This window comes from Gluconobacter frateurii (assembly GCF_002723955.1).
Taxonomy (GTDB): Bacteria; Pseudomonadota; Alphaproteobacteria; order Acetobacterales; family Acetobacteraceae; genus Gluconobacter; species Gluconobacter frateurii.
Map to the genome: position 1 here is coordinate 196707 of NZ_BEWN01000005.1, position 24615 is coordinate 221321.

The following is a 24615-nucleotide window of genomic DNA, read 5'->3' on the forward strand; positions in this document are numbered from 1 at the left end:
ATCAGGGTAGAAACTGTTCGGCGATAATCCGTTCGGACAGACCATGATCCGGGTCGAACAGGACCGTAGCATGCTGTCTGCGGTCCTCTTTCACTACGACTTCCACGACATCTCGAATTTCCTTAAAATCTGCGACCGCTGCCGTCGGACGCTTGTCCGTATCAAGAAGCGTCAATCGCACTACCGCGGTCGAGGGTAAGAGAGCCCCTCTCCACCGCCTTGGACGGAAAGCAGAGATAGGAGTTAACGGCAGAATATTCGCACTCAGAGGCACAATGGGGCCATGTGCGGAAAGATTATAGGCTGTCGAACCGGCTGGCGTAGCGACAATCACGCCATCGCAAATCAGTTCATCCAGTCTTGTCCGGCCATCAATCTCAATACGTATCCTGGAAGTTTGCCGGGTCTGGCGGAAGAGGAACACATCGTTAAAAGCTTTCCCCTCAACGACCTCCCCACTGACAGTTGTCGCAGTCATATGGAGCGGGTGAAGAAGAGAGGGCTGCGCATTCAATAAACGCTCTGGCAGATTATCCTCATCCGGAGTGTTCATGAGGAATCCGATGGTGCCGTAGTTCATGCCGTAGACAGCCAGATCCAGACCGAGCACCCGATGAAGTGTCTCCAGCATGAATCCGTCGCCGCCCAGACTGACGGCAACATCCGCCTTTTCCAGAGGGACATTCCCATAACGGGCAGAGAAAACAGCGAGTGCATCTTGCGCGGCATCAGTAGCAGCAGCCGTAAAAGCGATTTTCATGGTGGTTAGATCAACCGCCTGTTTGCCTGAACAGGCATTCTCTGCCGCACCTGACGGACCTCATCCATATCAAGATCCGCCACGCCCCAACCTTCTTCGCTCCCCAATTGAAGAACGACTTCTCCCCACGGGCTGACAATCATGGAATGACCATACGTCTGACGCTGATTACCCTGCCCATCGACATGCCACCCTGTCGTGCCACACGCTATCACCCACGCCTGCGCCTCAATGGCGCGAGCACGGACCAGAATATCCCAGTGAGCCTCCCCCGTCTGCTGCGTAAAAGCTGCCGGCAGAATAATCATTTCTACATTTGCAGCTCGAAGTGCAAGGAACAGTTCAGCAAACCTCAGATCATAACAAATCGCTAGGCCAGTCGGGACGTCATCAATATCGACAACTTCGATCGTCTCGCCAGGTACATAGTTATCGCTTTCCCGATAACCATCGCCATTAGGCGTGACGACATCGAAGAGATGGATTTTTCTGTAACGCCCACATTCTTCGCCGCGGGGATTGAAAACGAGTGAGGTATTGGCAAGCTTGCCACCAGTGTCAGGACCGCAAAGCTCTCCAATTGAACCGCCATGAACCCAAATGTTGTGTTCGCGAGCCATGGCCCTTAACGCTTCATACAGCACACCTCCCGTGTCACCAGGAGCTGGAAGAAGTTCCGCACTCGCCTGCTTGATCGCCACCGCGCCCCCCAGACAACTCCAGATTTCAGGCAAAACAACAAGATCGGGCTTCTCAGCTTTCACAGCCTCTGAAACCAGCCGCTGAGCTTGAAGGATATTGGCACTCCGGTCAGCCGAAGGAGCCATCTGGATCAGGGCAACGCGCATGGTCAGTACATTCCTGGGAACAGTAACCCAGGAACCATAAGCGATCCCTCAGAGAGACGTAAGCCGCGATTTATTCCATTGCAGGTAAGTTGCCCTGAACCACCTGACGAACAAGCCGTCCAACATCTATGGCCGCTGGGGAGGCAGGAAATGTTTCCATAAGACTGGACTGCTTACGTATGGCAGCAGGGACCCTACTGTCTTTGCGCACCGTTCCCGCGAGTTGAGGCTCCCATTTCAAAAAGAAACGACACGCTTGCAGCAGCTTTTCATATGTCTGGACGCCACTACGATGACTGGAAGCCTGATTGATGACCAGCTGACAGTGCATGTCGTCGCCTCCAACGCGGCGTCGGTCCCGGAGATAAAGCTTCATGATTGCGTAAACGTCTGCCAGCGCCGTAGGCTCATCTGTTGTGACAGCCAACAGCTGATCTGAGATGGCCGCCAAATGTCGGGTAACCGAATCTATTCCCGCACAAAGGTCCAGCAAAACAAAATCGTACTGCTTTGCCAGCCTGAGCGACAAGAGCAGCTTATCAAGCGCTTCACAATCCATGCCAGAAATAGCCGAAATACCGGACCGTCCGGGAAGGACGTCGAAAGAAAACGCAGAGAGCCCGGTTCCTCCCCGGAAATGCTGGACCCCTTCTTCTATCGTTACGGATCCGGATAAAATATCCACCACATCATGAGTGGGAACAAGTCCAAGCTGAATATCTACATTCGCCAGACCAAAATCGCCGTCGAAAATTAGAACTTTATATCCTGAACGTGCCAGAACCTGTGCTAGCGAAACAGAAAGCCAAGTCTTGCCTACTCCTCCCTTGCCCGACGCCACTGCAATAATTCGCGTCCGGCGTGGATGAGAGGAAGCAACGACTAGAGTTTCCGGCGGCCGTTGTTTAATTTGATGATCCATGACCGGGTCCATCATACACCGCCCTGTGCAGCGATATGCCTCATAAGAGCCGCAGCCCCAGTCACAGTGGACACGTTCGTTTTTAACAAATTTGAATCTGAATTTGCCGCGCGCCTCGAAACAATAGGTACAACACTCTGAGCAAGTTTCTTCTGAGGCCCATCTGAGGAAATCGTTGATGCGGTCTCCCATTTAGACATCATCAGTTCGTTAAGCCTGGAGGGATCCAGAGTTCTAAGGCCACCAATCAATTGGCTTCCCGTACTTGCTTCGGCCAGAGACATGCCAGCCATGGCTCCTCTGACAACGCCCCCCAAACGACGCGCGCAATCCGTACGAGAGACTATCATTTTACTGGCGCCATTTTTATGAAACCATGAAACTGTTTCTTCAGTCTCAAAAGGGTCTTCTCCGGCGGGATGAACCAATATCAGACTAGCCTCGGCAGCTTCTTGAAGACCAGCCAGTATTTTCATCCCTTTTTCGTCAAAAGGAACGACTGCTCCGGTATCAATAAGGACGGGCATCTTGCCCCTTTTTACGCGGCACAGATTTTCCAGCATTTTAGAACTTTCAACCGCGATGAGATCCAGACCAAGTATTCGAGTACACGCCGCTAATTGTTCCAGCGCCCCAGAACGCTCTGTATCTGTCGTCATAACCACAGGCGCTATACCAGCGAGAGCTAGACGGGTAGCCAATCGGGAAATTGTCAGGGTTTTTCCACTGCCGGGGACGCCACACACCATAACAGGAGGCGCCTCCACAGACAGATCGAGCGCTTCGAACGAAATGTTCTCTGAAAAAACCTTTTTGTAATTCAATTCCGACCCGTCGTCAGAAAAACTACTCAGATCCAAACCATGCCAGTCTTGAAATGTTTTTTTCGGAACTGTCTTTACCGCAGGAGAAGATTTGATTCGCTCATCTTCAGCGGGCAGTTCCGGATCAAGTGCCGCAGTGAGCTCTATCCCTCCTTCGGACGTCGCCCGAGAGGAGAGGATAAAAGCGTCTTCTCCCAGCGTATTACGCAGTGTCGCCATTGCGGCTGACATTGAGACATCCCGGATCAGCTTTATCCGCATGATCCACCACTCTCTATACGTTGCCTCACTGAATGACCCCCACGGTATATATCTTTGCCCGCGTTGAAATCTCTGCCTGCGAAAGAACCATAGTCGCTGGCCTGATGCGCTCGACGATCATCCGGACTGGGCGACGGAAACCGCCTGCAACAAGGATGACCGGGTTTTCACCTTGCCCCAACGCCATATCGAGAGCTTGACGCAATTTCCCTACAAATTCGTTAAGACGAGAAGGTGGAAGTGCAATTTGGCGATCATCAGCGGGGCCAGTCATATTTTCTGAAAAAACGACTTCCCAGTCCGGACTTAGCGTCAAAATCGGGATGTAGCCTTTAGGACTTGTGACCGCTGCACTAATTTGTCGAGCCAACCGCACGCGTACATGAGCTGTCAGAGCAGAAACTGATTTCTGCCCCATGCCGCATCCCTCTTGAAGCGCCTCAAGAATACCAGAAAGATCCCTTATCGAAATACGCTCGGCAAGCAGCCCTTGAAGAACACGCTGGATAACACTGACTGAGATCTGAGAGGGAACAAGATCGACAATCAGCTTCTGCTGATCACGCGGCATTTCATCCAGCAGCTTTTGCGTCTCCGTATACGAGAGAAGGTCAGACATATTTTCACGTACCAGCTCGGTCAAATGCGTAATGATCACGCTGGCTGGGTCCACCACCGTATAGCCCTGCATAATTGCTTTTTCTCGCAGGTTTTGATCAATCCAAAGGGCGGGCAGGTTAAAAGCAGGTTCACGCGTCTGCTCCCCAGGCAAATCGGGCAAACCTCCTTTGGGGTTCATGGCCATAAGACGGTTTATCTGTACTTCGCCATGACCAATTTCTATTTCCTTGATGCGCACGGAATAAGAATCTGCCGAAAGTTGCAAATTATCTTGAATTCTCACGGGAGGCAGGATGAACCCCATTTCGCCAGCAATTGTTCGCCTCAGAACCTTAATTTGTTCGGTCAGACGGGCGCCGTCGCCACTGGCGATCGAAAGAAGGTTAAAGCCGAGTTCAAGCCGCAGCAGATCAACGCGAAGACTTTCTGAAATTGGCACCTCAGAAGGCTGAGCATTTTCAGGCAAACTGACTGCATCGCCATCGGCATCCTGATCCTGGATTGGCGACCGATGCCGAAACCATGCTCCAGCGCCAGCAAGACCTGCAAGAGCCAAGAAAGGCAAAGCTGGCAGACCCGGCATAAGAGCTAACACCGCCGCAGACCCTGCCGCGAGCGCTAATGGCTTTGGATTACCACCGAGCTGTCGAACAAGAGTAACATCTGCCGCCCCCTCAGTACCGCCTTTTGTCACGACAATACCGGAAGCTGTCGAAACTAGGAGGGCAGGAATTTGAGAAACAAGTCCGTCACCAATCGTCAGTGTCGTGAAAGCGGACGCCGCATCAGAAACTGACATTCCATGTCGACCGATACCAATAGCCAACCCCCCAACAATATTGATCGCCGTAATAATTAGGCTGGCAATTGCGTCCCCACGCACGAACTTGGCAGCACCGTCCATTGCGCCATAAAAACCGCTTTCCTCCTGAAGCTCTTTCCGTCTTTGCCGGGCAACCTTATCGCTGATTGCACCAGAGGAAAGCTCCGCATCAATCGCCATTTGCTTTCCTGGCATCGCATCCAAAGAAAACCGTGCTGCCACCTCAGCAATACGTCCTGAACCCTTGGTAATAACCATGAAATTCACCACAAGTAGAATGGCAAACAAAATGGCCCCGATAACAACATCGCCCCCCATAAGAAAACCACCGAAGGCAGCTACGACATGGCCTGCAGCATAAGCACCTTCATAACCATGACTTAGAATAAGGCGTGTTGTGGCAACCTCTAGTGACAGGCGAAGCAGGGTCGTCAACAATAATAAAGTAGGAAAAGATGTAAAATCCAATGGTCTTGTCAGAAAAAGAGCGACCATGAGCACTAATACAGAAGCGGTAACTGAAAGAGCCAGCCCTACGTCCAGAATAAAAGTCGGGAGAGGCAGAACAAGTACGGAAAGGAGTGCTGCTACAGCAAGCGCCAGCCCCACATCGGAGCCAGGGAGCCAACGAGCCTGTCCTCGCACCCAATTCGGCAAAGGTATCTTTTGAAGAGCACCAGAAATCGCAGGCATTTTTTGAAGAACAGGAAAACTGCCTTGCGCCTCACTCATTTGCGCCTCTCCGCCAACACTAGACGGAGGAACCTATTTTCGCTCCGAATGTGGAAATTATCTCCTCACAAAGTTAAATATCCGTAAAAATACCATCTAGTTTTTAACTTTTTCGGACTTGATGATTTCTGTCATTGTTACTCCAAGTCGAGACTCATCGACCATGACCACCTCACCTCTAGCGATTAACCTATTGTTCACTAAAATATCGATTGAATCCCCAATTTTACGATCCAACTCTACCACAGCCCCCCGTCCCAGACGCAGCAGTTGACTCACCTGCATGGTTGTTCTCCCAAGCACCGCACTCACTGTAACCGGTATGTCATAGATCGCTTCGAGATCATGGGCGAACCTTGGAGCTTCAGGTGCCTGAGAAGAGCCTCCCTCAACATTATCCAGGTCGAATTCTTTGTTTGTATCAGACATCGACGGTATTCCTTTTACTTAATTAATACACTCAAAGTTTCTCATGATATCTTGAGCTATACTTCCAGCATTTCGGAAAGCTTGTCCTTCAGGCCAAGAAAATCGAAAATCGCCAGGAGCTAGAGCATCATTGACATGACAATCCATCTTTATGACGCCCGCCTGCGCACATAAGGTCGACAAATAATTTATTTCCTGTTCAGGAGCCTCTATGCGAAGGCAGACAACCCGTTTGAGCGAAGAAAGAATTTTATCCAGAACAGCATCCCGCTCCTTTTTCCCTGTACTCTGAAGCAGGGATGGAAACAGAGCAGCCACTTGGGAAAGTAATACTGAAGCAGCTTCTTCAGATACGTTTCTTAACACATTCTCAAACTGCTCATTCAGTTCATTAATGAGATCAAGAACCTTCTGCTCAACCCCATTAATCCATTCTTCTTTTTCCAACGCAAAATCTCGTCGCTCTTCGAGCCTTCCCTTTTCTTCTCCTGCGCGCCGAGCATTCTCCAGATCTTCCTCAGTATAGGAAGGAACCAGAACTTCTGGCTCTTTCTGGGTTTCCTCATGAGCAGGAAGCGACACATCTTCAGACGCGGGAAAATCAAAATCTTCCGCGTATAGAACACCAGCAACCCGGTCTGATCTCTCGTAATTCATGGCTGTCACAGAAGCATCTCGTTGCCGGACTGCTCTTGATCCACAAGCTCTATCTCCCCACGGTCGAGCAGCCCCTTGGCTACAAGGACAATCTCGCTCTGCGCTGCATCTACATCCTTGATGCGAACCGGCCCTAATGCCTCCACTTCGTCTATAAGAATACGTCCAGCTCGCTCAGACATTGCAGCAAGAAACGCATTTCTCAGTTTTTCACTTGCTCCTTTAAGCGCCATGGGAAGGATTTCTCGAGAAATCTGGTTCAGCAACACCATGAGACCCTCAGGTGGAACGTGAGCCAACTCCTCAAATGTGAACATTAGGCTCTTGATACGCTCTGCGTCGTCATGACTACGCTCTTCGAGCGCAGTCATAAAACGCGCTTCCAGCCGACGATCGAAATTGTTGAAAATATCTGCGAGAACTTCATGGCTGTCGCGATGGGCGCCACGAGGAAGGTTAGAGACGAATTCAGATCTCAACGTCTGCTCGACGCTATGCAGAACTCCTTTCTGAACATTTTCCATTTTCAGCATACGCGTCATAACATCCAGAGAAAAATCTTCTGGAAGAAGAGACAGTACCCGTGCAGCATGAGCCGCCTTGATTCGACTTAATACTACAGCAACGGTCTGGGGATATTCATTACGCAGGTAATTTGCCAAGACCGTTTCGGAAATATTCCCTAGCTTGTCCCACATGGTCCGACCTGCCGGACCACGAATTTCTTCCATAATTGCAGCAGCTCGACCGGCAGGAAGCGCATTTTTCAAAAGGCGCTCAGTGGTCTCGATATCGCCAATAAGAACTTCAGAGGACCCAAGGCTACGACTGAACTCGTGGCAAACACTTTCGACCGTTTCGGCCGAAACCATCCCTAACTGAGACATTGCAGAAGAAATTTCACGAATTTCTTCTTCATGCATTTGCTCGAACAGGCGGGCACAATTCTCTTCACCCAGTGCCATCATAAGAATGGCTGCTTTCTGCGCGCCTGTAACGGCTTTCTCCATTCCAATCATTTCAGCGCCCTTCCTGCTGAGGCATGAGCCAACTCCGCATCAGAGCGATGCTTTCCGTCGGGTGCGTTTCCACCAGATCCACGACTTTTTGTACCGATGAAGCTCGAATTCTTCCGGCAACACCATTAACTGTAATTGTCTCTTCACCCTCCTGAAGTTCTGCATCTACGATGTCATATGGAGCGGGAAGCAAACTGCCTCCCTGATTTCCATTACCGCCTGCAGACTGGCCAGCAGGGCCAGGGAGAGCCAATCCTCCGCTCACGTCCCTGGATAATGTGGAGTTCCCCCCTGTGCTTGCGCCCGGCACCGGGCGCAACAAGGGGCGTACTACGAAGAATAAAACCATGAGCAGGCACAGCGAGAAAATGCCGAACCGGATGGCTTCCATCTCATTCGAGCGGTTGAACAGTCCATTCATGAAACCTGTGGAAGCGGTTGGCATCGCAGCATCCAGATCCGAGAACTGCATGGACATGACTGTAACAACGTCCCCACGCGTCTGATCAAAGCCTATGGCGCTTTTTGTGAGCGCTGTAAGCCGCTCCAGTTCCGCCTGACTACGAGGCTGCCAGATATGCTGGCCTTTTTGATCAGCCTGATTAACGCCATCCACCATTACAGCGACACTGATACGGGCAATTCGCGGCTGGTCCTGCACAAGCGTGCGAACCTTTTTGCCGATCTCGTAGTTATCCGTCTGTTCTTGTCGGCTGCTCTGACTGCCATTCTGTGGCTGACCAGCATTTGCATTCGGCAAATTGTTGGCGACTGTGGTGTTGTTTACGGCCTGCGTATTAATGTTCTTCTCGTTCTTTGTTTGCTGCGAACGAAGAACCTGCTGATCGGGATCATAACTTTCTTGGGTTTCTTTGACGTGATCGTTGTTCATTGCGACTGTGGCATCAACACGCACACGCCCAATACCGACCGACGCACCCAGCATATCTTCCACCTCACGTGAGATGCGCTGTTCCAGCGCCTGGCGCTGTGCTTCAGCCGTCTGATTACTGTCCAGACCGCCACCGCCTTGACGCAGCAGGACGTGTCCTCGGTTATCCACGAGAGAAATATTCTTAGCGTCGAGGCCAGGTACGGCAGCGGACACCAGATTAACCACGGCCGCTACACTTTCCTCGTCCAGTCGGCGAGCACCATCCATGGAGAGCAGGACACTTGCCTGTGCACCCTGCTCCTCTGTGGAAAAAAGCTCCCGATGCCGCAGAACAAGATGAACACGTGCATTTCTGACACCATGGATCAGGCGGATCGACCGTTCCAGTTCACCCTCAAGAGCACGCGTCTCATTGATTGTCTGCTCGAACTGGGTCGCAGTGAAACTATTACCTTTGTCGAAAATTTCGTATCCAACAGACCCACCGGAAGGCAAACCGTTTTTAGCAAGCAAGAGGCGCGCTTTGGCGACGTCATCATCCGGCACCAGGATTGTGCCGCCCTGATCCTGCAGGTGGTATGAAATATGTTCCTTGGCAAGTTGGTCCACAATTTCGCCCGCTTCCCGGGGATCGAGATCCCGATAGAGAAGCGCATTGGCTGAGTCCGCCCCGTGCAGAACCAACACGCCAAGAAGCACGAGCATGGCAGCACCCACGCCACCCAGAGCGGCCAGACGTGGCAGACCAAGCTGTTTGAGATTTGCCAGAAAAGCCTTCACTTGAAGCCCCAGCTCATCGAGGCAAACCTATCTTCGGACCTGTCTGGCAACAGCACTTTGCCCATCCACATGCGTGTCACCCTTAACGCTGCAATTACTGATGAGCATTGTGTATGAAAAAGGTTAATGCCTACTTAAAACGAGTGGAGTTTTCCTCATCGTATTGTCAGGCGCCAGAAAAACTATCCAGATCGCTCAAGGCGATTGATGTGGCTCCCATCTGTACATTCAGACCACTGGATGTTTGGCTCAAGCCGGTTACGGTACCAGAAACTGTCGTCGAAAGAGCCGTAGCACTGCCCGTTGAGTCCGTGCCCTCTACAGCAACAAAATACTGCCCGTCCGATAGTTGGGTGCCGCTATCACTCACACCATCCCAAGACCAGGTATTTGTACCAACCTGAGCTGTTACGGTGTCGGTCTTGACGACCTGACCATTGGAATCGGTCACCGCAATCGCCACAGGACCCGCCACACTCGATGTAAAACTCATCGAACTGTTACCATTTTGCAGGGGCAGAGAGGACGTGGTTGCAGTCGTGGTCTTACCAATCAGACCGATCCCAGATGTCATCTGGGTGTCCTGCGTCGCCGTAATCAGGCTGGTCAGGTTGGTATTGGTTTCCACCTGCTGCTGGACACCCGCAAACTGTGCCAGCTCACTGGTAAAACTATCTGTGCTCGTCGGGTTGCTAGGATCCTGATGTTGCAGTTGAGTTGTCAGAAGCGTCAGGAACTGATTGAAATTTCCAGCGAGTGAAGAGAGTGCAGCACTGGCAACGCTACTGGCCGTCGACGTTGATGAAGATGCGCTGGACGTCTGCGAGGCCGCATTCGATTTCGCTGCAGAAACCGCCTGACTGAGCAGCGATGCAGCGCTGCTGGACGTGGTACTGACAGAAGACACCATAAAAAATTTCCTTCAGGCTGTCAGATCAACAACGCCACGAAGCATTGTTCGGGACGATTGAACGGATGCTTGTGTTTTGTTTCTGGACATTAAAGACGATCCAGGATGCTCTGCATCCTCCGCCGTCGAACGGTTTCCCTGACCAGATCCGTCTCTCGAACTCTGGGAGAAATTTCCCATCAGGCTTAGTGTCAGATCGGTCGGAATAATGAGCTGATCAGAAGATACTGAGATGACACTCTGATTTAGCGTGGAAAAAAGATTACTTTTATCATCCGTCAAAGACTGTAGAACATCAGGGTTTTCTGCACGGATATGAACGTGTCGTTCGCCACCTTCTGCCTCATCAATGGAAACATGAACTTTTCCGCTCTCTCCCAAGGACATTTCAATCTCTGTGTTAAGGTGACTATCAGAGGACGTATGGGAAATGACCGGAATATCAGGTGCCGGAATAGATCGGACGTCAGAGCGTACAGAAACAGTTTCGACAGAGGGCGCTTGTCTTTTGCTTCCATCCGACGCTTCTGCACCCACATTCGGCGCAGAAGTTAATAAGGATGCCGATGTTTCAGAAGACGGAATATTTTCCTGTGCCGGCATTTGTTCAAGCACAGAAAACCCATTCCCAACCGATTTCCCTTCACCTTCTGAGGTGTCGCCCACGAGAGAAGGAACCGCCGAATCAGCTAAGTTGTCATCTACAGGCTGTATTGCGTTATCACACTCAGGAGCAACCCTCCCAGTTGCCGTATTTTGTATCGAAACCGGTTCAGAAGAGAGCACCTGCTCGCTTTCAGGAGATATCTGAATTGCCAGATTTAAGACCTGATTAGAATCACCTCTGCCTGCGGGAACCGCAGGAGTGTTTTGAACGGCTTTTACGGGAATAGATGAGGCGTCACTCTTCGTTTCCTCTGTCTCGAATGAGGACTTCGACTGGCCGTCCTTTTCAGCAAAATCAGACGAATTTTTTTTTGCTGGAGGTAAAGGTCTATCCGAACGAAGTTGTACCGGTTGGGTGTCAGCTTTCAACTTAGGGCTTTTCTGAATTTTTTGATCAGATTTCTGACTCAGCGCATTTTGCTCTTCAGCAGCACTCGGAGAGGAAACCTTTTGTGCCTTGTTATCCTCAACGGGATTACGCGTTTTTAGCGATGTATCAGTGTCTTTTTTCTGACCTAACTGCGCTACATCCCTATGTGCAGGCGCCTTCGCAACCGGTTGTTCACCAGTATGAACGTAGCTTTTAAGAAAATCTTGAAACCGTTCTGTTGAAGCGAGTTGCGCTCCCATAAGAACAGATGATTGGCTGTGATCACCTCCCACATATGCGGAGGGTAGAATCTGTGACAATACCAAGCCCTCCCCGACTGTGAGTAACGGACATCCGGGGAGGAGAATTGCATGATAGACGTAAAGAAAAGGTTTATGACGTACCCCTTATTCAGAGAGGTACGAAAACTCAGTTCTGGATGTGATCATACCCTGGCGAGCCCGGAAACGGCCCCCGTGTCACTGTTGCAGGGTTAGGGCAGACAGGGGGATTACCATCCAGAGCAAAAGCCTGAACTGTGTGGGTGGCCTGAGCCACCAGCCCGCGAACGGACAGAGGCTGTGCCAACCGAACATTTGCCAAAAGCTCTTCCGGCAGAATTACGGTTGTTCCGTCTCTCAACAGTACGCCATTCGGCGTAATCCGAGAGACAATACCCTTTGTGACTGGAAGCGGCGACATATCATAAAGACAAGGCGCAGCCTCAGCCATCAAAGGAGCGGAGAGAGCCAGCAGCAGGCTAGCGAGTGCGAAAGGTTTCAATGCCGGAAATGCCTCATTCCTGTGAAGACCATGGCAATACCCGCCGCATCTGCAGCGTCGATCACCTCTTGATCACGAATGGAACCACCGGGCTGGATCACAGCGACAGCACCAGCAGCGACAACACTTTCCAGACCATCCGCGAAGGGGAAGAACGCATCCGAGGCAGCCACGGAGCCCTTGGTCAGCGGCGCGGTTTCGCCCGCAACTTCTGCCGCATCCTCGCTCTTACGCGCGGCGATACGTGCGCTGTCGACGCGTGACATTTGGCCTGCCCCGACACCGACCGTCGCGTTATCGCGTACATAAATGACGGCGTTGGACTTAACATGCTTGGCTACGCGGAATGCGAATAGAAGATCTTTCATCTCCTGAGCGGTCGGCGCTCTCTTTGTGACGACCTTCAGATCCTGTTCTGTCACACGACCCGCATCGCGGCTCTGTGCCAGGAAACCGCCAGCCACTGAGCGGAACGCCAGTCCTTCCGCTGTCGGATCGGGCATACCGCCCGTCAGCAGCAGACGCAGGTTTTTCTTACGGGACAGAATTTCGATAGCCCGCTCGTCTGCATCAGGCGCCACAATCACTTCCGTGAAGATAGAGCTGATCCGCTGAGCCGTTGCCGCATCAAGAGTGCGGTTCACAGCAACGATACCGCCGAACGCTGAAACTGGGTCGCAGCGCAGAGCAGCGATCCAAGCGTCTTCCAACGTGGACGCAGAAGCTACACCACACGGATTGGCGTGCTTCACGATGACGACAGTAGGCGCATCAAACTCCGCCACAGCTTCAAACGCAGCATCCGTATCATTCAGGTTGTTGTAACTGAGCGCTTTGCCCTGAACCTGGCGCGCTGTTGCAATCCCTGCCCGCGTGCTGCCATCGCGGTAGAAAGCAGCCTTCTGGTGCGGGTTTTCACCGTAGCGCAGCAGTTCGTCCCGCGAGCCACTCAGCGTCAGAACCGGCGGGAGAAGCTCGCCTGCGCGCTCGGCAAACCAGCGCGAAATCATGCCGTCATAGGACGCCGTATGCGCATAGGCCGCGCCAGCATATTCCCGCCGTTCGCTCAGGTATGTTCCACCGGTCTCAAGCGACTTCACGAAATCACCGTACTGCTCCGGCGAGGTCAGGATCGCGACATGCCCGAAATTCTTGGCAGCCGCACGGATCATGGCCGGCCCGCCAATATCGATGTTTTCGATGCAATCTTCGTCACCTGCGCCAGAAGCAACTGTTGCTGCAAACGGATAGAGATTGACGCAGACAAGATCGATCGGAGCGATACCGTGCTCCTCCATCTGGCTCAGATGAGCCGGAAGATCGCGGCGTCCCAGAATGCCGCCATGCACTTGCGGCACCAGCGTCTTGACGCGACCATCAAGAATTTCAGGGAAGCCGGTATGCTCGGAAACATCCTTGACTGTCAGACCCGCCTCACGCAGCGCCCGTGCTGAGCCCCCCGTCGAAAGCAGTTCTGCACCGTGGGCTGCAAGTGCACGCCCCAGGTCAATCAGTCCCGTCTTGTCAGAGACGGAGAGAAGGGCGCGACGGACGGGGAGTCGGGTCTCAGTCATGATGGAACTGCAATATCCTTCAAAACATGTCCATGCAACCGCTGGTGATGCAGGACAGGAGGGGCATGACCCAGAAAAGGATCACGGCCAGCGAACCCTGCCCACCCCAGGAAAAACAGGGTGGGCAGAAGAAGCATGATCTCACCCACACCGCCCGTACGGACGTAGGGCCAGAAAGACAGTCGGGAACGGCTCAACGGCGCGAGAAGCTGGCACCCGCCGGTCGGCAGGTCAGCAACAATATGTGTCGCGACCCCCAGAAAAAGGGCACCAACCGGGCCATAAAGGGCATCTTTGCCCATGGTAGCGGAAACCAGACACGCAGCCAGAAGCAGAACAACGCCAGAATGCGTCAGTCCACGATGACCCACCGTTCGAGCCAGAAAGCGGGACAGGAGTTTCACCCTCGCGCCAAGCATTGAGCGTTCCGTATCAATATCGGGCAGCAGACTGCCGAGGAGCCCCGTACACACGGAAAGCGGCTCTGATGCAAGAATGTGCCATCGCATGGCACACAGTACGGCGAAACCACCGATCAGGAGATGAGAGCGTCCAGTCACGCGCTCTTATGATCCGCTTCATCGCCTCAGAAAAGAGATAATCCCTTATTTTTTCACGATAAATTCCTTAAATGCCACAACCGGGCCACTTATGATGTTCCTAATCCGTTCATGGCGCGCCAACAGCAGTGTCGTAGCAATAAAAAAAGGCGATCCGGTATTTCTCCGAATCGCCCTTGTTCTCACGAACAGTCTGCTTTTTAGCTCTGACGCAGCAGCGCAGCAGCTGTCGCACGCTGTGTGACGGTCTTGGCATCAAACTCGCCAGCCGTAATCCAGGAGCCGCCAACACAGGATACGGATGGAAGTGCCAGCCATTCCGGTGCGCTTGCTTCCGTAATGCCGCCCGTCGGGCAGAAACGGACATTTCCGAACACACTGGCCAGGCTCTTCAGAGCCGGAATGCCGCCATTGGTCACAGCCGGGAAAAACTTGAAGCGTGTCAGACCCAGATCCAGACCGCGCATGATGTCACCAGCATTCGCCACACCTGGAAGAAACGGCATATCGTGATCGCGGGCAGCATCTGCCAAAGATGCAGTCAGACCCGGGCTGACAATGAAACGCGATCCTGCCTTGACCGAACGCTCCAGATCCGTCGGGTTCAGAACCGTCCCTGCACCGACAAAAGCCCCATCCACCTTGGACATTTCTTCAATTACTTCGAGCGCACAGGGTGTCCGCAGCGTGACTTCAAGCGTGGTCAGACCACCGGCAACGAGTGCCTCTGCGAGCGGGCGAGCCTGTGCCACATCATTGACCACCAGCACCGGAATAACCGGGCAACGGGTCATGACAGCGTCGAGTTTTGCGGTATCAGTCATGAAAATCGTCCTTAGTGAATATCGTCGCCAACGGTTTCGATCACGCGATCCATCTGCGCCAGCATGGCAGACGCCCCTGCTTCGGCCGGATCATGCACCGAACGCATCAGTGCGAACAACTCACGGCCCGTCCCAAGTGCTGGCGGCGGCGGTGGAACAGCATCACGGGCATCCCACTCAGCCGCATCCACCAGAACCTCGATCTGCCCCGTCACAGCACAGACACGGATCATGTCACCGTCCCGCACCTTCGCAATCGGACCGCCAACCTGAGCTTCCGGGCCAACGTGAATAGCTGCCGGGACCTTACCGCTCGCACCAGACATGCGGCCATCTGTCAGCAGCGCAACCTTGTAGCCACGATCCTGGAGCACACCGAGGGTGGGCGTCAGCTTGTGAAGCTCTGGCATACCGTTGGCTTCTGGTCCCTGGAAGCGCACCACGACGACAACGTCCTGCTCCAGCTCGCCATTCTGGAACGCCGTCGCGACATCATGCTGATCATGGAAAACGCGTGCGGGTGCCTCAACCGTCAGATGCTCTTCGGAGATGGCACTGCTCTTGTAGATGCCGCGTCCCACATTGCCGGTCATGAGCTTGATGCCACCATCCGCCTTAAACGGCTCGCTCACATCCCGAAGGATATCCCGATCCAGTGACGGCTTGGCATGTGTATAAACCACTTCGTCATCTTGCAAGCTGGCGCGGCAGGCGTAGTCAGCGAAGCCACCACGGGACACCGTCATGATATCCGTGTGCAGCAGACCTGCGCGGGAGAGTTCAGCAATCACAGTCGGCATTCCACCAACATGATTGAATGCGTTCACGTCTTCCGACCCGCTCGGGTAAACACGCGTCATCAGTGGCACAACGGCTGACAGACGGCTGAGGTCTTCCCAGTCAATGATGATACCCGCAGCACGGGCGATGGCGGGCAGATGGATCGTGTGATTGGTCGAGCCACCCGTCGCCAACAGACCAACAGCCGCATTGACGATCGCCTTTTCATCCACGCAATGCGCCAGCGGACGAACATCTTCACCGTTAAGACTGATTTCTGCCAGACGGTGGACGCTGGCCCGTGTCACGGCCTGCCGCAGCGGCGTATTGGGATTGATGAAAGCGGAATCCGGCATCATCAGCCCCATGATCTCGACCATCATCTGGTTCGTATTGGCCGTACCATAGAAGGTGCAAGTTCCAGCGCTGTGATAGGACGCGTTTTCCGCCTCCATCAGGCGATCCTGCCCCACCTTGCCCTGAACATAGAGCTGGCGGATCCGCTGCTTTTCCTTGTTCGGCAGGCCCGACGGCATCGGGCCTGCCGGAATGAGAATGGTCGGCAAATGGCCAAAACGAAGGGCACCCATCAGGAGCCCCGGCACGATCTTGTCGCAAATGCCCAGCAGCGCAACGCCCTCAAACATGCCGTGGCTCAGTCCAACTGCCGTGGACATGGCAATTACGTCGCGGGAGAACAGGGAGAGCTCCATGCCCTCCTGCCCCTGTGTCACGCCATCACACATCGCAGGCGCACCACCGGCGACCTGAGCCGTTGCACCAACTTCCCGGGCGAACAGCTTGATCTGATCGGGGTAGCGGCCATAGGGCTGATGCGCCGAAAGCATGTCATTATATGTCGTGACGATCCCGAGATTGGTGCTCGTAGGACGCATGAGCTCGGGCTTGTCGGATGCAGCGGCGGCAATAGCGTGAGCGAGGTTTCCGCAGGCCAGACGCGGACGTGAGACGCCCTTCGCCCGGTTCCGCTCCATCAGAGCAAGATAACGGCGACGGGAGACTTTCGAACGCTCGATAATCCGGGCGGTCACACTCTCGACGACGGAATTCAAAGACATTGGAACACTCGCTGCTCGACTGACACACGCGCTGCCAGACGGAAAAAAACGCTCTTTCCGCTGAAAGACACAGCCTCGTGAAGGGGCTATGTTCATACGGAAACGGACCTGCAACGGCAACCACCCCCTCCCCCCCTTTAAGGAAATATTTTTATTTTATTTCCTTTCGTGGAGTTTTTTCTTTCCATTTAGAACATAAACGCCACACTCAGAAGAAACAAAATACCCGATAATGTCTCGCCCACATTTTCAAAACTGCGTATTTTCTAAGAAATTTTCTATCGATATTAAATAACCCTGTAGCAATACAGGTAATTGGTACAAAATTAATCCAAATTATCAACGAAAAATAAATCATGTTTCAATTGAAATCATCAGTCATACACCCACATACAGAGAGAATAGACTTATTGATTATGGAATTTTTTTATGAAGATTTTCTTTTCTCTAATGGCATCAGCGGCTCTGACGTTCTCAACCATCCCTGCTCATGCTTCATCACTCCACAAGGACTGGGAATCCTTTAAAGCGCACCGCGCATTCCACCATCTGTCCGCAGATGGCCAGCACACCATGACGGATCTTCTGAAAGCGCGGCAGATTCTAGCCACCGGACAGACCGACGCCGCTATCCCGGCTCTATATGATGCCCAGAAACGCCTCGTTGCAGCCGTAAAAGCCAGTCAGAAGTTTCAGGCCGCAGAAAGCGACCTTCACACAGCGCCCGGCCACCCACTTCCTCCCGAGCATCACCCAGTCATGGGTCAGGTTGACTGGCTGCCAGTTGGAGGCGAATTCATTGCCAGCGAAACCTTTGCGCCTGAGCAGAAAGCCGCTGTGGCATCAGCTAACACGCAGTTGAAAAACGGCGATACAGACAGTGCCGCACAGACGATGAAAGTCGTGGGGCAGAATGCAGACTTTATTCTCGCTCTTGCACCGATCTCGCCATTCCAGGGCGCGATCAATCGAGCAACTGTCTTCACGGAAGGGCGACACCCACAAGAAGCTCTGGAGGCCCTTGATGAAGCCTTGAACTCCATCGTGTTCGTCTCTGAGGACTTCGTGACGTCTATTGCTCCCAACAAGACGCCTTCCACTCCCAAGTAATCTCCTACCTCACGCAACCGCAGACAAAAAAGGCGGCATACCTTTGGGGTATGTCGCCTTTTCCTTGTTCAGTCACAGGAATGGAAGGTCAGGCCGAAAGCACCTGAGCATCTTCCACAAGATTGGTTACGAGATAGGGGCCAGCGCCTGCGATTTCCAGCGTCAGGACGCTACTGGCATTTGTTGTGCAATCGGGCAGCGGAAGAAATGCACAGCCCGCAGTCCAGCAATACGCCCCTTCCGGCGCATTCCATCCTGAAAGCTGGCTATCCAGGTGCGAAACAACAGTGCGCTGACTGCCGTTTGACGCCGCCAGCTGAACTGCACCGACCAGAACACCCAACTGACGACGATCATCCACAAACGGACCAGTCGTGTCACAAGGACGGCTCGCACGGGAAACCAAATGCACTCCACGCGTACCAGGCGGCAACATGAAGGACACGCTAGAGCCGACCTGACGCAGCGGATGAACCGTCACCCCTTCGGTCGTGACCAGACGCAAACCTGAATCTGTCGTGACTTCAGGAGCGGCCTCTACAGAAGCTCCCTGCTCGATCGAACGAGCAACGAAAGACGCATGAAGTGGCTCAATAACTTCCCGTGCAGTCATTAGAGGAGCAGCAGCATCTGCCCACGTCTTGGCACGCAACGAGATAATATTGTCGCTTCCTTCGAAAATATTCTTGTGCCCCGTATCCAGGAAGGATTCTGTCGCACAGTCATTTGCGAAGATTACAGAGTGATCAGCCGTTTCAATATGGTAGTAGAAGAAGTTGCTCTGGCTGCGGTCATACGCAATGGAACCACCATTGACGAGCATACGAACCGGAACAAAGCCGCCATTTACGAACAGGCTATGCTCGGACGTCACAAAGAGATCCCGTGAAGGAACGCCTTCCGAAAGGGCACCCGCAGCAATACGCACCGGATAACCCGCTTCATCAGCAGGAAGCCCTGCCCGCGTGTAGGCAAACTTCCGTCCTGTCCAGACGATCTCACGCGCAACAGACTGGCCATCCACCAGCGCAGTAACCTGGTCACCAACCTGAATATCTTCAACGGCCTTTTCAGACCCGTCGGCCATCCAGATCATCGCACCAGAGAGAAAACAGACATATACGTTGGAGCCGGTATCACCGACGATATATTCGCCGTTGCTCGTCTGGCTTGATGGAAGCGTTTTAGCTGTTCCACTCAGAACCGAACTTTTTGCCGGCACAAGGACTTCAAAACCAAGATAGCCGCTGCTTTTGCTACCAGCCGGCGTGTATGTCTTGTCGTAAATCAACTCAGAGCCATTAGCTGTGCTGGAACCATACGTTCCAAGAACACGCACAGATCCGTCACTGGTGACGCCTTCAGCAACAATGCTAACTGCCGTATTTGGCTTGTCATCACTGGTCACAAGACCATCAATGACCGCAGACTGAATGGACTGCCATGTCCATGTCGACTGGCCAACGCCACTTTTGCCAGGGTTATATTCACTATAAACCCACTTCGGTGTCGCATCCAGCTTCAGCGATGAACCCGAAACACTCATATTGATCGTGCCGTTAACATGTGCGTTAGAGGCGATCTCCAGATATGCACCGTTAACATTGATGCCGCCGCTAGCGTCGTTCGTCGCGCTATTGGTAACGGCTTTCCCGATCGTCACGTTGTCAGGGACGACATAGTATTTCCCTGCCTGGAGGGTAATAGTTCCCGTATTGCTGGCAAGAATATAGGGGTCAGTTTTCGTCCCGCTTCCTCCACTTGTAGTAGGAGCCGAAGACGCTGCCTGCGTCGCAGCAGTCAGCGAACTGTTATCAGTTTTGCTTCGAGACGACATATCATTCCCCTTCGAAATATTTCAGAAACACATCACAGCGAACCGAAAGAAACCTTTCGTCACGATCCAACTGATAGCGTTAATTTTTTTTGAATAAAGGGGCAAAGGAAGTATAATTTGCTTTTTAACGATTTTTTATCGAGAAAATTTGGAAATTCGTTCATGTCTCACAGATTTATAAGGAATCTTACAAAATAATAATAGAGAAAATCCGCTATTCTCCGCCGTTATCAGAAGAGTTTTGCAAACATGTTTTATGGATTCGTAAAGGATAGAAGATATATATAAACTTTTTCTTCTTTAACGATTTATTATCTTTGAAAAATCAGCGTCGTCCTCTAATTCGGGGTCAACTCTTCGCCAATCCATACCTTTCATCGTATTTGAGAAATGCTTTCGGCCACTTCTCAATAAACCGGGTAAAGAACATGGAAACGGCAGAATTTAATTAGTATTCCAAGGACCAAAACAATGTCTGCCCTCCGAGAACTCTCTGTTTCCGAGCTTAATGAAGTATCAGGTGGATGCGGCAGATATGATTCCCAATGTGGAATTTCAATCGGTGTCAACTTTGGCTGCGGATCTGCAAACTATGCTTCCTATTACTCCACTCAACTAGGTGCATACAGCGGATATCTGGCTGGCGTTTACAACGTATTTGCTGACCTGGCTCAGTCTGCGAGCAACTCCGTAATCGCTGCCGATATCAAGAACATTGCATCTTATGTGCAGCTTGGTGCACAGATCGGTGCCCAAAGCGCAACGAACGGTCTCGCCATTTACAAGAGTGTCGTAAGCGCGATTTCGACCTCCATCGCCAATGGCGGTACAAAAATCACGTTCCCGCCTGCAGTGGGCTAATTTTCTCGCGATTTCTGCGCTTCATCTTCGGATGAAGAATAGTTACTTGAAGGGCTCTCCGTCAAACGACGGAGAGCCTTTACTGCTATTTGTATATCTTCACTTTCTTTTCACTTCTTCTGGTTCATATTTTTATCCATGAGTTCTCTTTTCCGCCGTGAAGCCCTGGATGCCCGTCGCGACGCATGGCTTGGCCGCGTCCAGATCAGCCAGCCCCTCCCCGTGCGGATTGTGACCTGGAGTTGCGTGGCTCTCACCGTCGGAACAGTGCTTCTTTTGACGTTTGGCACCTACACTCGTCGCGTGCATGCAACCGGCCAGGTCATGCCCAAGAGCGGTCTTCTGACACTGGGCGCCATCCAGCCTGGAACGATTTCCGTCATCCACGCCACAGAAGGGCAGCGTGTTCAGAAGGGCGACGTACTCTTTACGGAGGATCTGGAAGCAACATCCCTGACCGGACCGACACAGAAGCAGGTTCTGGCCGACCTTCTGCGCCAGAAGACGCTTCTGGAAAACCAGCGGGCTTTACGCGAAAAATCCGCTCCTATCGAACATCAAGCCCTTCTGAATCAGATCCAGTTCCTGACCCGCCAGCGTGAGCAGATCTCGGCCCAGCTTTCCAATGACGAGAGCGTCTTGCCTCTGGTCCAGAAAGCCCTGGCCAAGATGCAGGGGGCGCAGAACAATCATCTGATCACCGAAACGCAGTTCCAGAGTCAGCTTTATACCTACGCCCAGCTTCTAAGCTCCCATGCACAGGCCTTGCAGTCTCGCACTGACGCAGAAAGCAAAATTTCAGATCTCGCCTCCAAACTTGCCCGCTTTGATAGCGAACTTTCCCATGACCTGAATGAACTGGACAAGCAGATTGCGGCCATCGACCAGCAGACCGCGGAAAACGAAGGCCGTCGCAGCACTATTGTTCTTGCTCCGGAAGATGGGATCCTGACCGGCGTCCGGGGATATCTCGGAGAACAGGTCGCAGCGGGCACCCCGCTTGTGACCCTTCTACCAACAGACCAGGCTCTGCAGATCGAACTCTACGTCAACAGTGCCTCGATCGGATTTCTCAAAGAGAACGAACCCGTCCTCCTGCGCTACGATGCATTTCCGTATCAGAAATTCGGCCTGCATCACGGTCATATTGCAGAGATCACGCATGCTCCTGTCACCGGCGGAGGCCAACAGGCGCCTCATTCTGGACAGGAGAACGACCAGAAAAACAGCTCTCCTCAGGACATTTATCGTATCCGGGTTCAACCAGATCAGACTTATGTCGAAACCTACGGAATACGGCACCCGCTTGAAGCAGGCATGACGGTCTCCGCCGATATTGCAACAGATCGCAGGCATCTCTGGCAGTGGCTGCTTGATCCCGTCATCAGTGTCCGCAACACCCTGACCACGACCACCATTGGCCCGCGATAAGGAGAACCCGGATGCTGCGTGATCTCCAGTTCGGCTTTGGCCGCCATGTTCCAGTCATTCTTCAGTCCGAAGCGGCAGAGTGCGGCCTCGCCTGCCTCGCCATGGTCATGGGTTACCACGGTCACCCCATTGATATTGCCACTTTTCGGCGGCAGCAGGGAACGTCCTCTCAGGGAACAACCCTGCGGGAAATCGTTGGGGTTGCGGGGCGTGTAGGTCTCAACGCCCGTGCTATCAGGCTGGAAATTGAAGACCTCGATAAGCTGACTGTCCCGTGCATTCTACACTGGGGAATGAACCACTTTGTGGTTTTAACCGAGCGGCGCAAACAGACAGTCATTATTCATGATCCCGCTGTAGGCAGGCAAGAAATTGGTCCGGAGGAATTTTCACGGGAATTCACCGGCGTCGCACTCGAAGTCACGCCGACTGAACGTTTCGAGCGCAAGGATGAGCGCAAAACCCTTCGGCTACGGGACATGTTCAAGCATGTTTCTGGCCTCAGGCCCGCGCTGGCTTACCTCTTCGCACTTTCCCTGGGCCTTGAAATCATCGCCCTGTTCTCACCGATGGTCAGTCAGATCATCATTGATGAAGTGCTTGTCACAGGCGACCACGACCTTCTCACGACCGTCGCCTGCGCCATGGTCGTGCTCCTGTTGCTCCAGATGCTGGTGGCCAGTGTTCGAAGCTGGGCCGTGGTCATGTTCGGAAGCCGGGTCTCCCTGAAATGGAACGGCTCGCTTTTCGAGCATCTGACACGCCTGCCTCTGGACTATTTTACGCGCCGCCATATCGGAGACGTCATTTCCCGTTTTGGTGCGCTGTCTGCGATTCAGCACACGCTGACCACCGACCTCGTGCAGACCATTCTGGACGGTATCATGGCTGTCGGAATGGGCGTGATGCTATTCCTCTATGGTGGCTGGCTGGGCGCCATTGCCTGCATCGCCATGGGACTGGATATCCTTCTGCGGCTGACGACCTACGGCACCTATCGCCGCGCGTCGGAAGAAGCTGTCGTACAGGATGCAAAAAGCCAGACGCATTTCATCGAAACGCTACGCAACATGGCCACAGTCAAGCTCCTAAACCTCCGGGAGCGACGCCAGACAGCCTGGCTGAACAGCGTCATTGATTCGATGAACATTCATCTGCGGCTACAGCGCTTCGATCTGATCTTTGGTCGGCTCGCCGATATGATCTTTGGAGCAGACCGTCTGATCATGCTGGTTCTCGGGGCCAATATGGTCATGCGCGGACATATGTCAGTCGGTATGCTTGTGGCGTTCCTGTCCTACAAAGACCAGTTTGCAGGCCGGATCAGCAGCCTCATCAATACTGGCTTCAAGCTCAGGATGCTGAGTATCCAGACGGATCGCCTCTCGGATATCGTTATGAGCGACCCCGAGCCTCAGGGGCTCCTGCTGCCTCCGTCATCCTCTCACGAGACAGGCCGCGGTACTCTGGCAGTCCGCAATCTCTCCGTACGCTACAGCCCTGACGGTCCCTGGATTTTCCGGAACCTGTCCTTCGACATTCCTGCCGGACAGAGCGTGGCCATTGTTGGTCCTTCAGGCTGTGGCAAGACGACGCTTCTGAAAACCCTCATGGGCCTACAGGAGCCTAGTGAGGGAGAAATCTTCATGGACGGCTCGGAGATCCGCAGTCTCACACTGGATGGCTACCGTTCCCAGATTGCTGGTGTACTTCAGGATGATGGTCTGTTCTCCGGTTCAATCGGAGACAATATCTGCGGGTTCTCGGAAAGCCCTGATCATACGCTGATCGAAACCTGCGCCAAACGGGCTGCCATCCACGACGATATCCAGCGCATGCCCATGCGGTATGAGTCTCTTGTAGGTGACATGGGGTCCAGCCTCTCTGGTGGTCAGAAGCAGCGCGTCCTTCTCGCCCGCGCCCTTTATCGCGCACCACAGATCCTGTTCCTTGATGAAGCCACCAGCCATCTTGATGAAGCCACCGAAGCAAAAGTCGCCCAGGCACTGCGACAGCTCCACACGACACGCATCATGGTCGCACATCGGCCTGCAACCATTGCCCATGCAGATATCGTCTTCCGCCTCACAGCAGACGGCCTGAAAATTGAGCGGGAGGGCCATACTCCCGTGCGTGAGGAAAAGCCCTCAGCTTCCAAATTTACCAGCCTCAGCCAGTATGGTCAGTGGCCCCAGCCCACAGTCGGATGATCCAATAAAAAAGCCGGGCTGCAACAGTGCAGTCCGGCTTTCTTTTTCT

General features: G+C 53.0%; 21 protein-coding genes. 4 read left to right on the plus strand and 17 right to left on the minus strand.

Annotation, left to right across the window (positions count from 1 at the left end; translation table 11 throughout):
- Position 1: 1 nt before the first annotated feature.
- The 16 genes from GFR01_RS13740 to edd all read right to left on the minus strand — a co-directional run bounded on the left by GFR01_RS13740 (position 2) and on the right by edd (position 17117).
- Positions 2 to 760: an NAD kinase gene (locus tag GFR01_RS13740; protein WP_063905266.1), complete on the minus strand. Its 759-nt coding sequence runs from the start codon at positions 758 to 760 to the stop codon at positions 2 to 4.
- A gap of 5 nt (positions 761 to 765) precedes the next feature.
- Entirely contained in the window at positions 766 to 1608 is an 843-nt protein-coding gene (locus GFR01_RS13745; protein ID WP_099182897.1) for a carbon-nitrogen hydrolase family protein, read from the minus strand.
- Positions 1609 to 1678: 70 nt separating this feature from the next.
- Entirely contained in the window at positions 1679 to 2530 is an 852-nt protein-coding gene (locus GFR01_RS13750; RefSeq protein ID WP_276327982.1) for an AAA family ATPase, read from the minus strand.
- An 11-nt stretch (positions 2531 to 2541) separates the two neighbouring features.
- Entirely contained in the window at positions 2542 to 3615 is a 1074-nt protein-coding gene (locus GFR01_RS13755; RefSeq protein ID WP_099182898.1) for a flagellar biosynthesis protein FlhF, read from the minus strand.
- A gap of 25 nt (positions 3616 to 3640) precedes the next feature.
- Entirely contained in the window at positions 3641 to 5791 is a 2151-nt protein-coding gene (gene flhA / locus GFR01_RS13760; RefSeq protein WP_099182899.1) for a flagellar biosynthesis protein FlhA, read from the minus strand.
- A 96-nt stretch (positions 5792 to 5887) separates the two neighbouring features.
- Positions 5888 to 6220 carry a flagellar motor switch protein FliN gene (fliN, locus tag GFR01_RS13765; protein WP_099182900.1) on the minus strand — a complete coding sequence of 111 codons (333 nt, stop codon included), beginning with the start codon at positions 6218 to 6220 and terminating at the stop codon, positions 5888 to 5890.
- 18 nt (positions 6221 to 6238) lie between these two features.
- The gene (locus GFR01_RS13770) at positions 6239 to 6877 is read right to left on the minus strand and encodes a hypothetical protein (protein WP_099183018.1); all 639 of its coding nucleotides are present in this window, start codon (positions 6875 to 6877) and stop codon (positions 6239 to 6241) included.
- Between the two features lie 5 nt (positions 6878 to 6882).
- Positions 6883 to 7896 (minus strand): flagellar motor switch protein FliG, encoded by a 1014-nt coding sequence (locus tag GFR01_RS13775; protein WP_099182901.1) that lies wholly within the window; start codon positions 7894 to 7896, stop codon positions 6883 to 6885.
- A gap of 1 nt (position 7897) precedes the next feature.
- A complete protein-coding gene (gene fliF, locus GFR01_RS13780; protein ID WP_099182902.1) occupies positions 7898 to 9571 on the minus strand; it encodes a flagellar basal-body MS-ring/collar protein FliF in 1674 nt (557 codons plus the stop codon).
- A 166-nt stretch (positions 9572 to 9737) separates the two neighbouring features.
- Positions 9738 to 10481, minus strand: coding sequence for a flagellar hook assembly protein FlgD (locus GFR01_RS13785; RefSeq protein ID WP_099182903.1), 744 nt, complete (start codon positions 10479 to 10481; stop codon positions 9738 to 9740).
- 12 nt (positions 10482 to 10493) lie between these two features.
- Complete coding sequence (locus GFR01_RS13790; RefSeq protein WP_244902300.1) at positions 10494 to 11837, minus strand: hypothetical protein; 1344 nt, start codon at positions 11835 to 11837, stop codon at positions 10494 to 10496.
- Positions 11838 to 11946: 109 nt separating this feature from the next.
- Entirely contained in the window at positions 11947 to 12300 is a 354-nt protein-coding gene (locus GFR01_RS13795) for a hypothetical protein (RefSeq protein ID WP_099182905.1), read from the minus strand.
- Positions 12297 to 13874, minus strand: a complete 1578-nt coding sequence (gene purH, locus GFR01_RS13800; RefSeq protein ID WP_099182906.1) for a bifunctional phosphoribosylaminoimidazolecarboxamide formyltransferase/IMP cyclohydrolase — start codon at positions 13872 to 13874, stop codon at positions 12297 to 12299. Before purH ends, GFR01_RS13795 begins: the two co-directional genes overlap by 4 nt.
- Positions 13871 to 14434, minus strand: a complete 564-nt coding sequence (locus tag GFR01_RS13805; protein WP_082872771.1) for a metal-dependent hydrolase — start codon at positions 14432 to 14434, stop codon at positions 13871 to 13873. Before GFR01_RS13805 ends, purH begins: the two co-directional genes overlap by 4 nt.
- A gap of 200 nt (positions 14435 to 14634) precedes the next feature.
- Positions 14635 to 15258, minus strand: a complete 624-nt coding sequence (gene eda, locus GFR01_RS13810; RefSeq protein WP_010502249.1) for a bifunctional 4-hydroxy-2-oxoglutarate aldolase/2-dehydro-3-deoxy-phosphogluconate aldolase — start codon at positions 15256 to 15258, stop codon at positions 14635 to 14637.
- 11 nt (positions 15259 to 15269) lie between these two features.
- Entirely contained in the window at positions 15270 to 17117 is a 1848-nt protein-coding gene (edd, locus tag GFR01_RS13815; protein WP_099182907.1) for a phosphogluconate dehydratase, read from the minus strand.
- A 429-nt stretch (positions 17118 to 17546) separates the two neighbouring features.
- On the opposite strand from edd, the gene GFR01_RS13820 reads away from it, so the two are divergent.
- Positions 17547 to 18227: a YfdX family protein gene (locus GFR01_RS13820; RefSeq protein WP_099182908.1), complete on the plus strand. Its 681-nt coding sequence runs from the start codon at positions 17547 to 17549 to the stop codon at positions 18225 to 18227.
- Between the two features lie 88 nt (positions 18228 to 18315).
- Here the strand turns inward: GFR01_RS13820 and GFR01_RS13825 are convergent, their stop codons facing one another.
- Entirely contained in the window at positions 18316 to 20064 is a 1749-nt protein-coding gene (locus GFR01_RS13825; protein ID WP_099182909.1) for a Hint domain-containing protein, read from the minus strand.
- 471 nt (positions 20065 to 20535) lie between these two features.
- On the opposite strand from GFR01_RS13825, the gene GFR01_RS13830 reads away from it, so the two are divergent.
- The 3 genes from GFR01_RS13830 to GFR01_RS13840 all read left to right on the plus strand — a co-directional run bounded on the left by GFR01_RS13830 (position 20536) and on the right by GFR01_RS13840 (position 24566).
- Complete coding sequence (locus GFR01_RS13830; protein WP_099182910.1) at positions 20536 to 20925, plus strand: hypothetical protein; 390 nt, start codon at positions 20536 to 20538, stop codon at positions 20923 to 20925.
- Positions 20926 to 21063: 138 nt separating this feature from the next.
- Positions 21064 to 22356: an HlyD family secretion protein gene (locus tag GFR01_RS13835; RefSeq protein ID WP_099182911.1), complete on the plus strand. Its 1293-nt coding sequence runs from the start codon at positions 21064 to 21066 to the stop codon at positions 22354 to 22356.
- 11 nt (positions 22357 to 22367) lie between these two features.
- Positions 22368 to 24566, plus strand: coding sequence for a peptidase domain-containing ABC transporter (locus tag GFR01_RS13840; protein WP_099182912.1), 2199 nt, complete (start codon positions 22368 to 22370; stop codon positions 24564 to 24566).
- Positions 24567 to 24615 lie beyond the last annotated feature (49 nt).

Bases quoted from the DNA above. Each gene is read 5' to 3' on its own strand.
- GFR01_RS13740 (WP_063905266.1), bottom strand. From the start codon at position 760: ATGAAAATCGCTTTTACGGCTGCTGCTACTGATGCCGCGCAAGATGCA.
- GFR01_RS13745 (WP_099182897.1), bottom strand. From the start codon at position 1,608: ATGCGCGTTGCCCTGATCCAGATGGCTCCTTCGGCTGACCGGAGTGCC.
- GFR01_RS13750 (WP_276327982.1), bottom strand. From the start codon at position 2,530: ATGGATCATCAAATTAAACAACGGCCGCCGGAAACTCTAGTCGTTGCT.
- GFR01_RS13755 (WP_099182898.1), bottom strand. From the start codon at position 3,615: ATGCGGATAAAGCTGATCCGGGATGTCTCAATGTCAGCCGCAATGGCG.
- flhA (WP_099182899.1), bottom strand. From the start codon at position 5,791: ATGAGTGAGGCGCAAGGCAGTTTTCCTGTTCTTCAAAAAATGCCTGCG.
- fliN (WP_099182900.1), bottom strand. From the start codon at position 6,220: ATGTCTGATACAAACAAAGAATTCGACCTGGATAATGTTGAGGGAGGC.
- GFR01_RS13770 (WP_099183018.1), bottom strand. From the start codon at position 6,877: ATGAATTACGAGAGATCAGACCGGGTTGCTGGTGTTCTATACGCGGAA.
- GFR01_RS13775 (WP_099182901.1), bottom strand. From the start codon at position 7,896: ATGATTGGAATGGAGAAAGCCGTTACAGGCGCGCAGAAAGCAGCCATT.
- GFR01_RS13785 (WP_099182903.1), bottom strand. From the start codon at position 10,481: ATGGTGTCTTCTGTCAGTACCACGTCCAGCAGCGCTGCATCGCTGCTC.
- purH (WP_099182906.1), bottom strand. From the start codon at position 13,874: ATGACTGAGACCCGACTCCCCGTCCGTCGCGCCCTTCTCTCCGTCTCT.
- eda (WP_010502249.1), bottom strand. From the start codon at position 15,258: ATGACTGATACCGCAAAACTCGACGCTGTCATGACCCGTTGCCCGGTT.
- edd (WP_099182907.1), bottom strand. From the start codon at position 17,117: ATGTCTTTGAATTCCGTCGTCGAGAGTGTGACCGCCCGGATTATCGAG.
- GFR01_RS13820 (WP_099182908.1), top strand. From the start codon at position 17,547: ATGAAGATTTTCTTTTCTCTAATGGCATCAGCGGCTCTGACGTTCTCA.
- GFR01_RS13825 (WP_099182909.1), bottom strand. From the start codon at position 20,064: ATGTCGTCTCGAAGCAAAACTGATAACAGTTCGCTGACTGCTGCGACG.
- GFR01_RS13830 (WP_099182910.1), top strand. From the start codon at position 20,536: ATGTCTGCCCTCCGAGAACTCTCTGTTTCCGAGCTTAATGAAGTATCA.
- GFR01_RS13835 (WP_099182911.1), top strand. From the start codon at position 21,064: ATGAGTTCTCTTTTCCGCCGTGAAGCCCTGGATGCCCGTCGCGACGCA.
- GFR01_RS13840 (WP_099182912.1), top strand. From the start codon at position 22,368: ATGCTGCGTGATCTCCAGTTCGGCTTTGGCCGCCATGTTCCAGTCATT.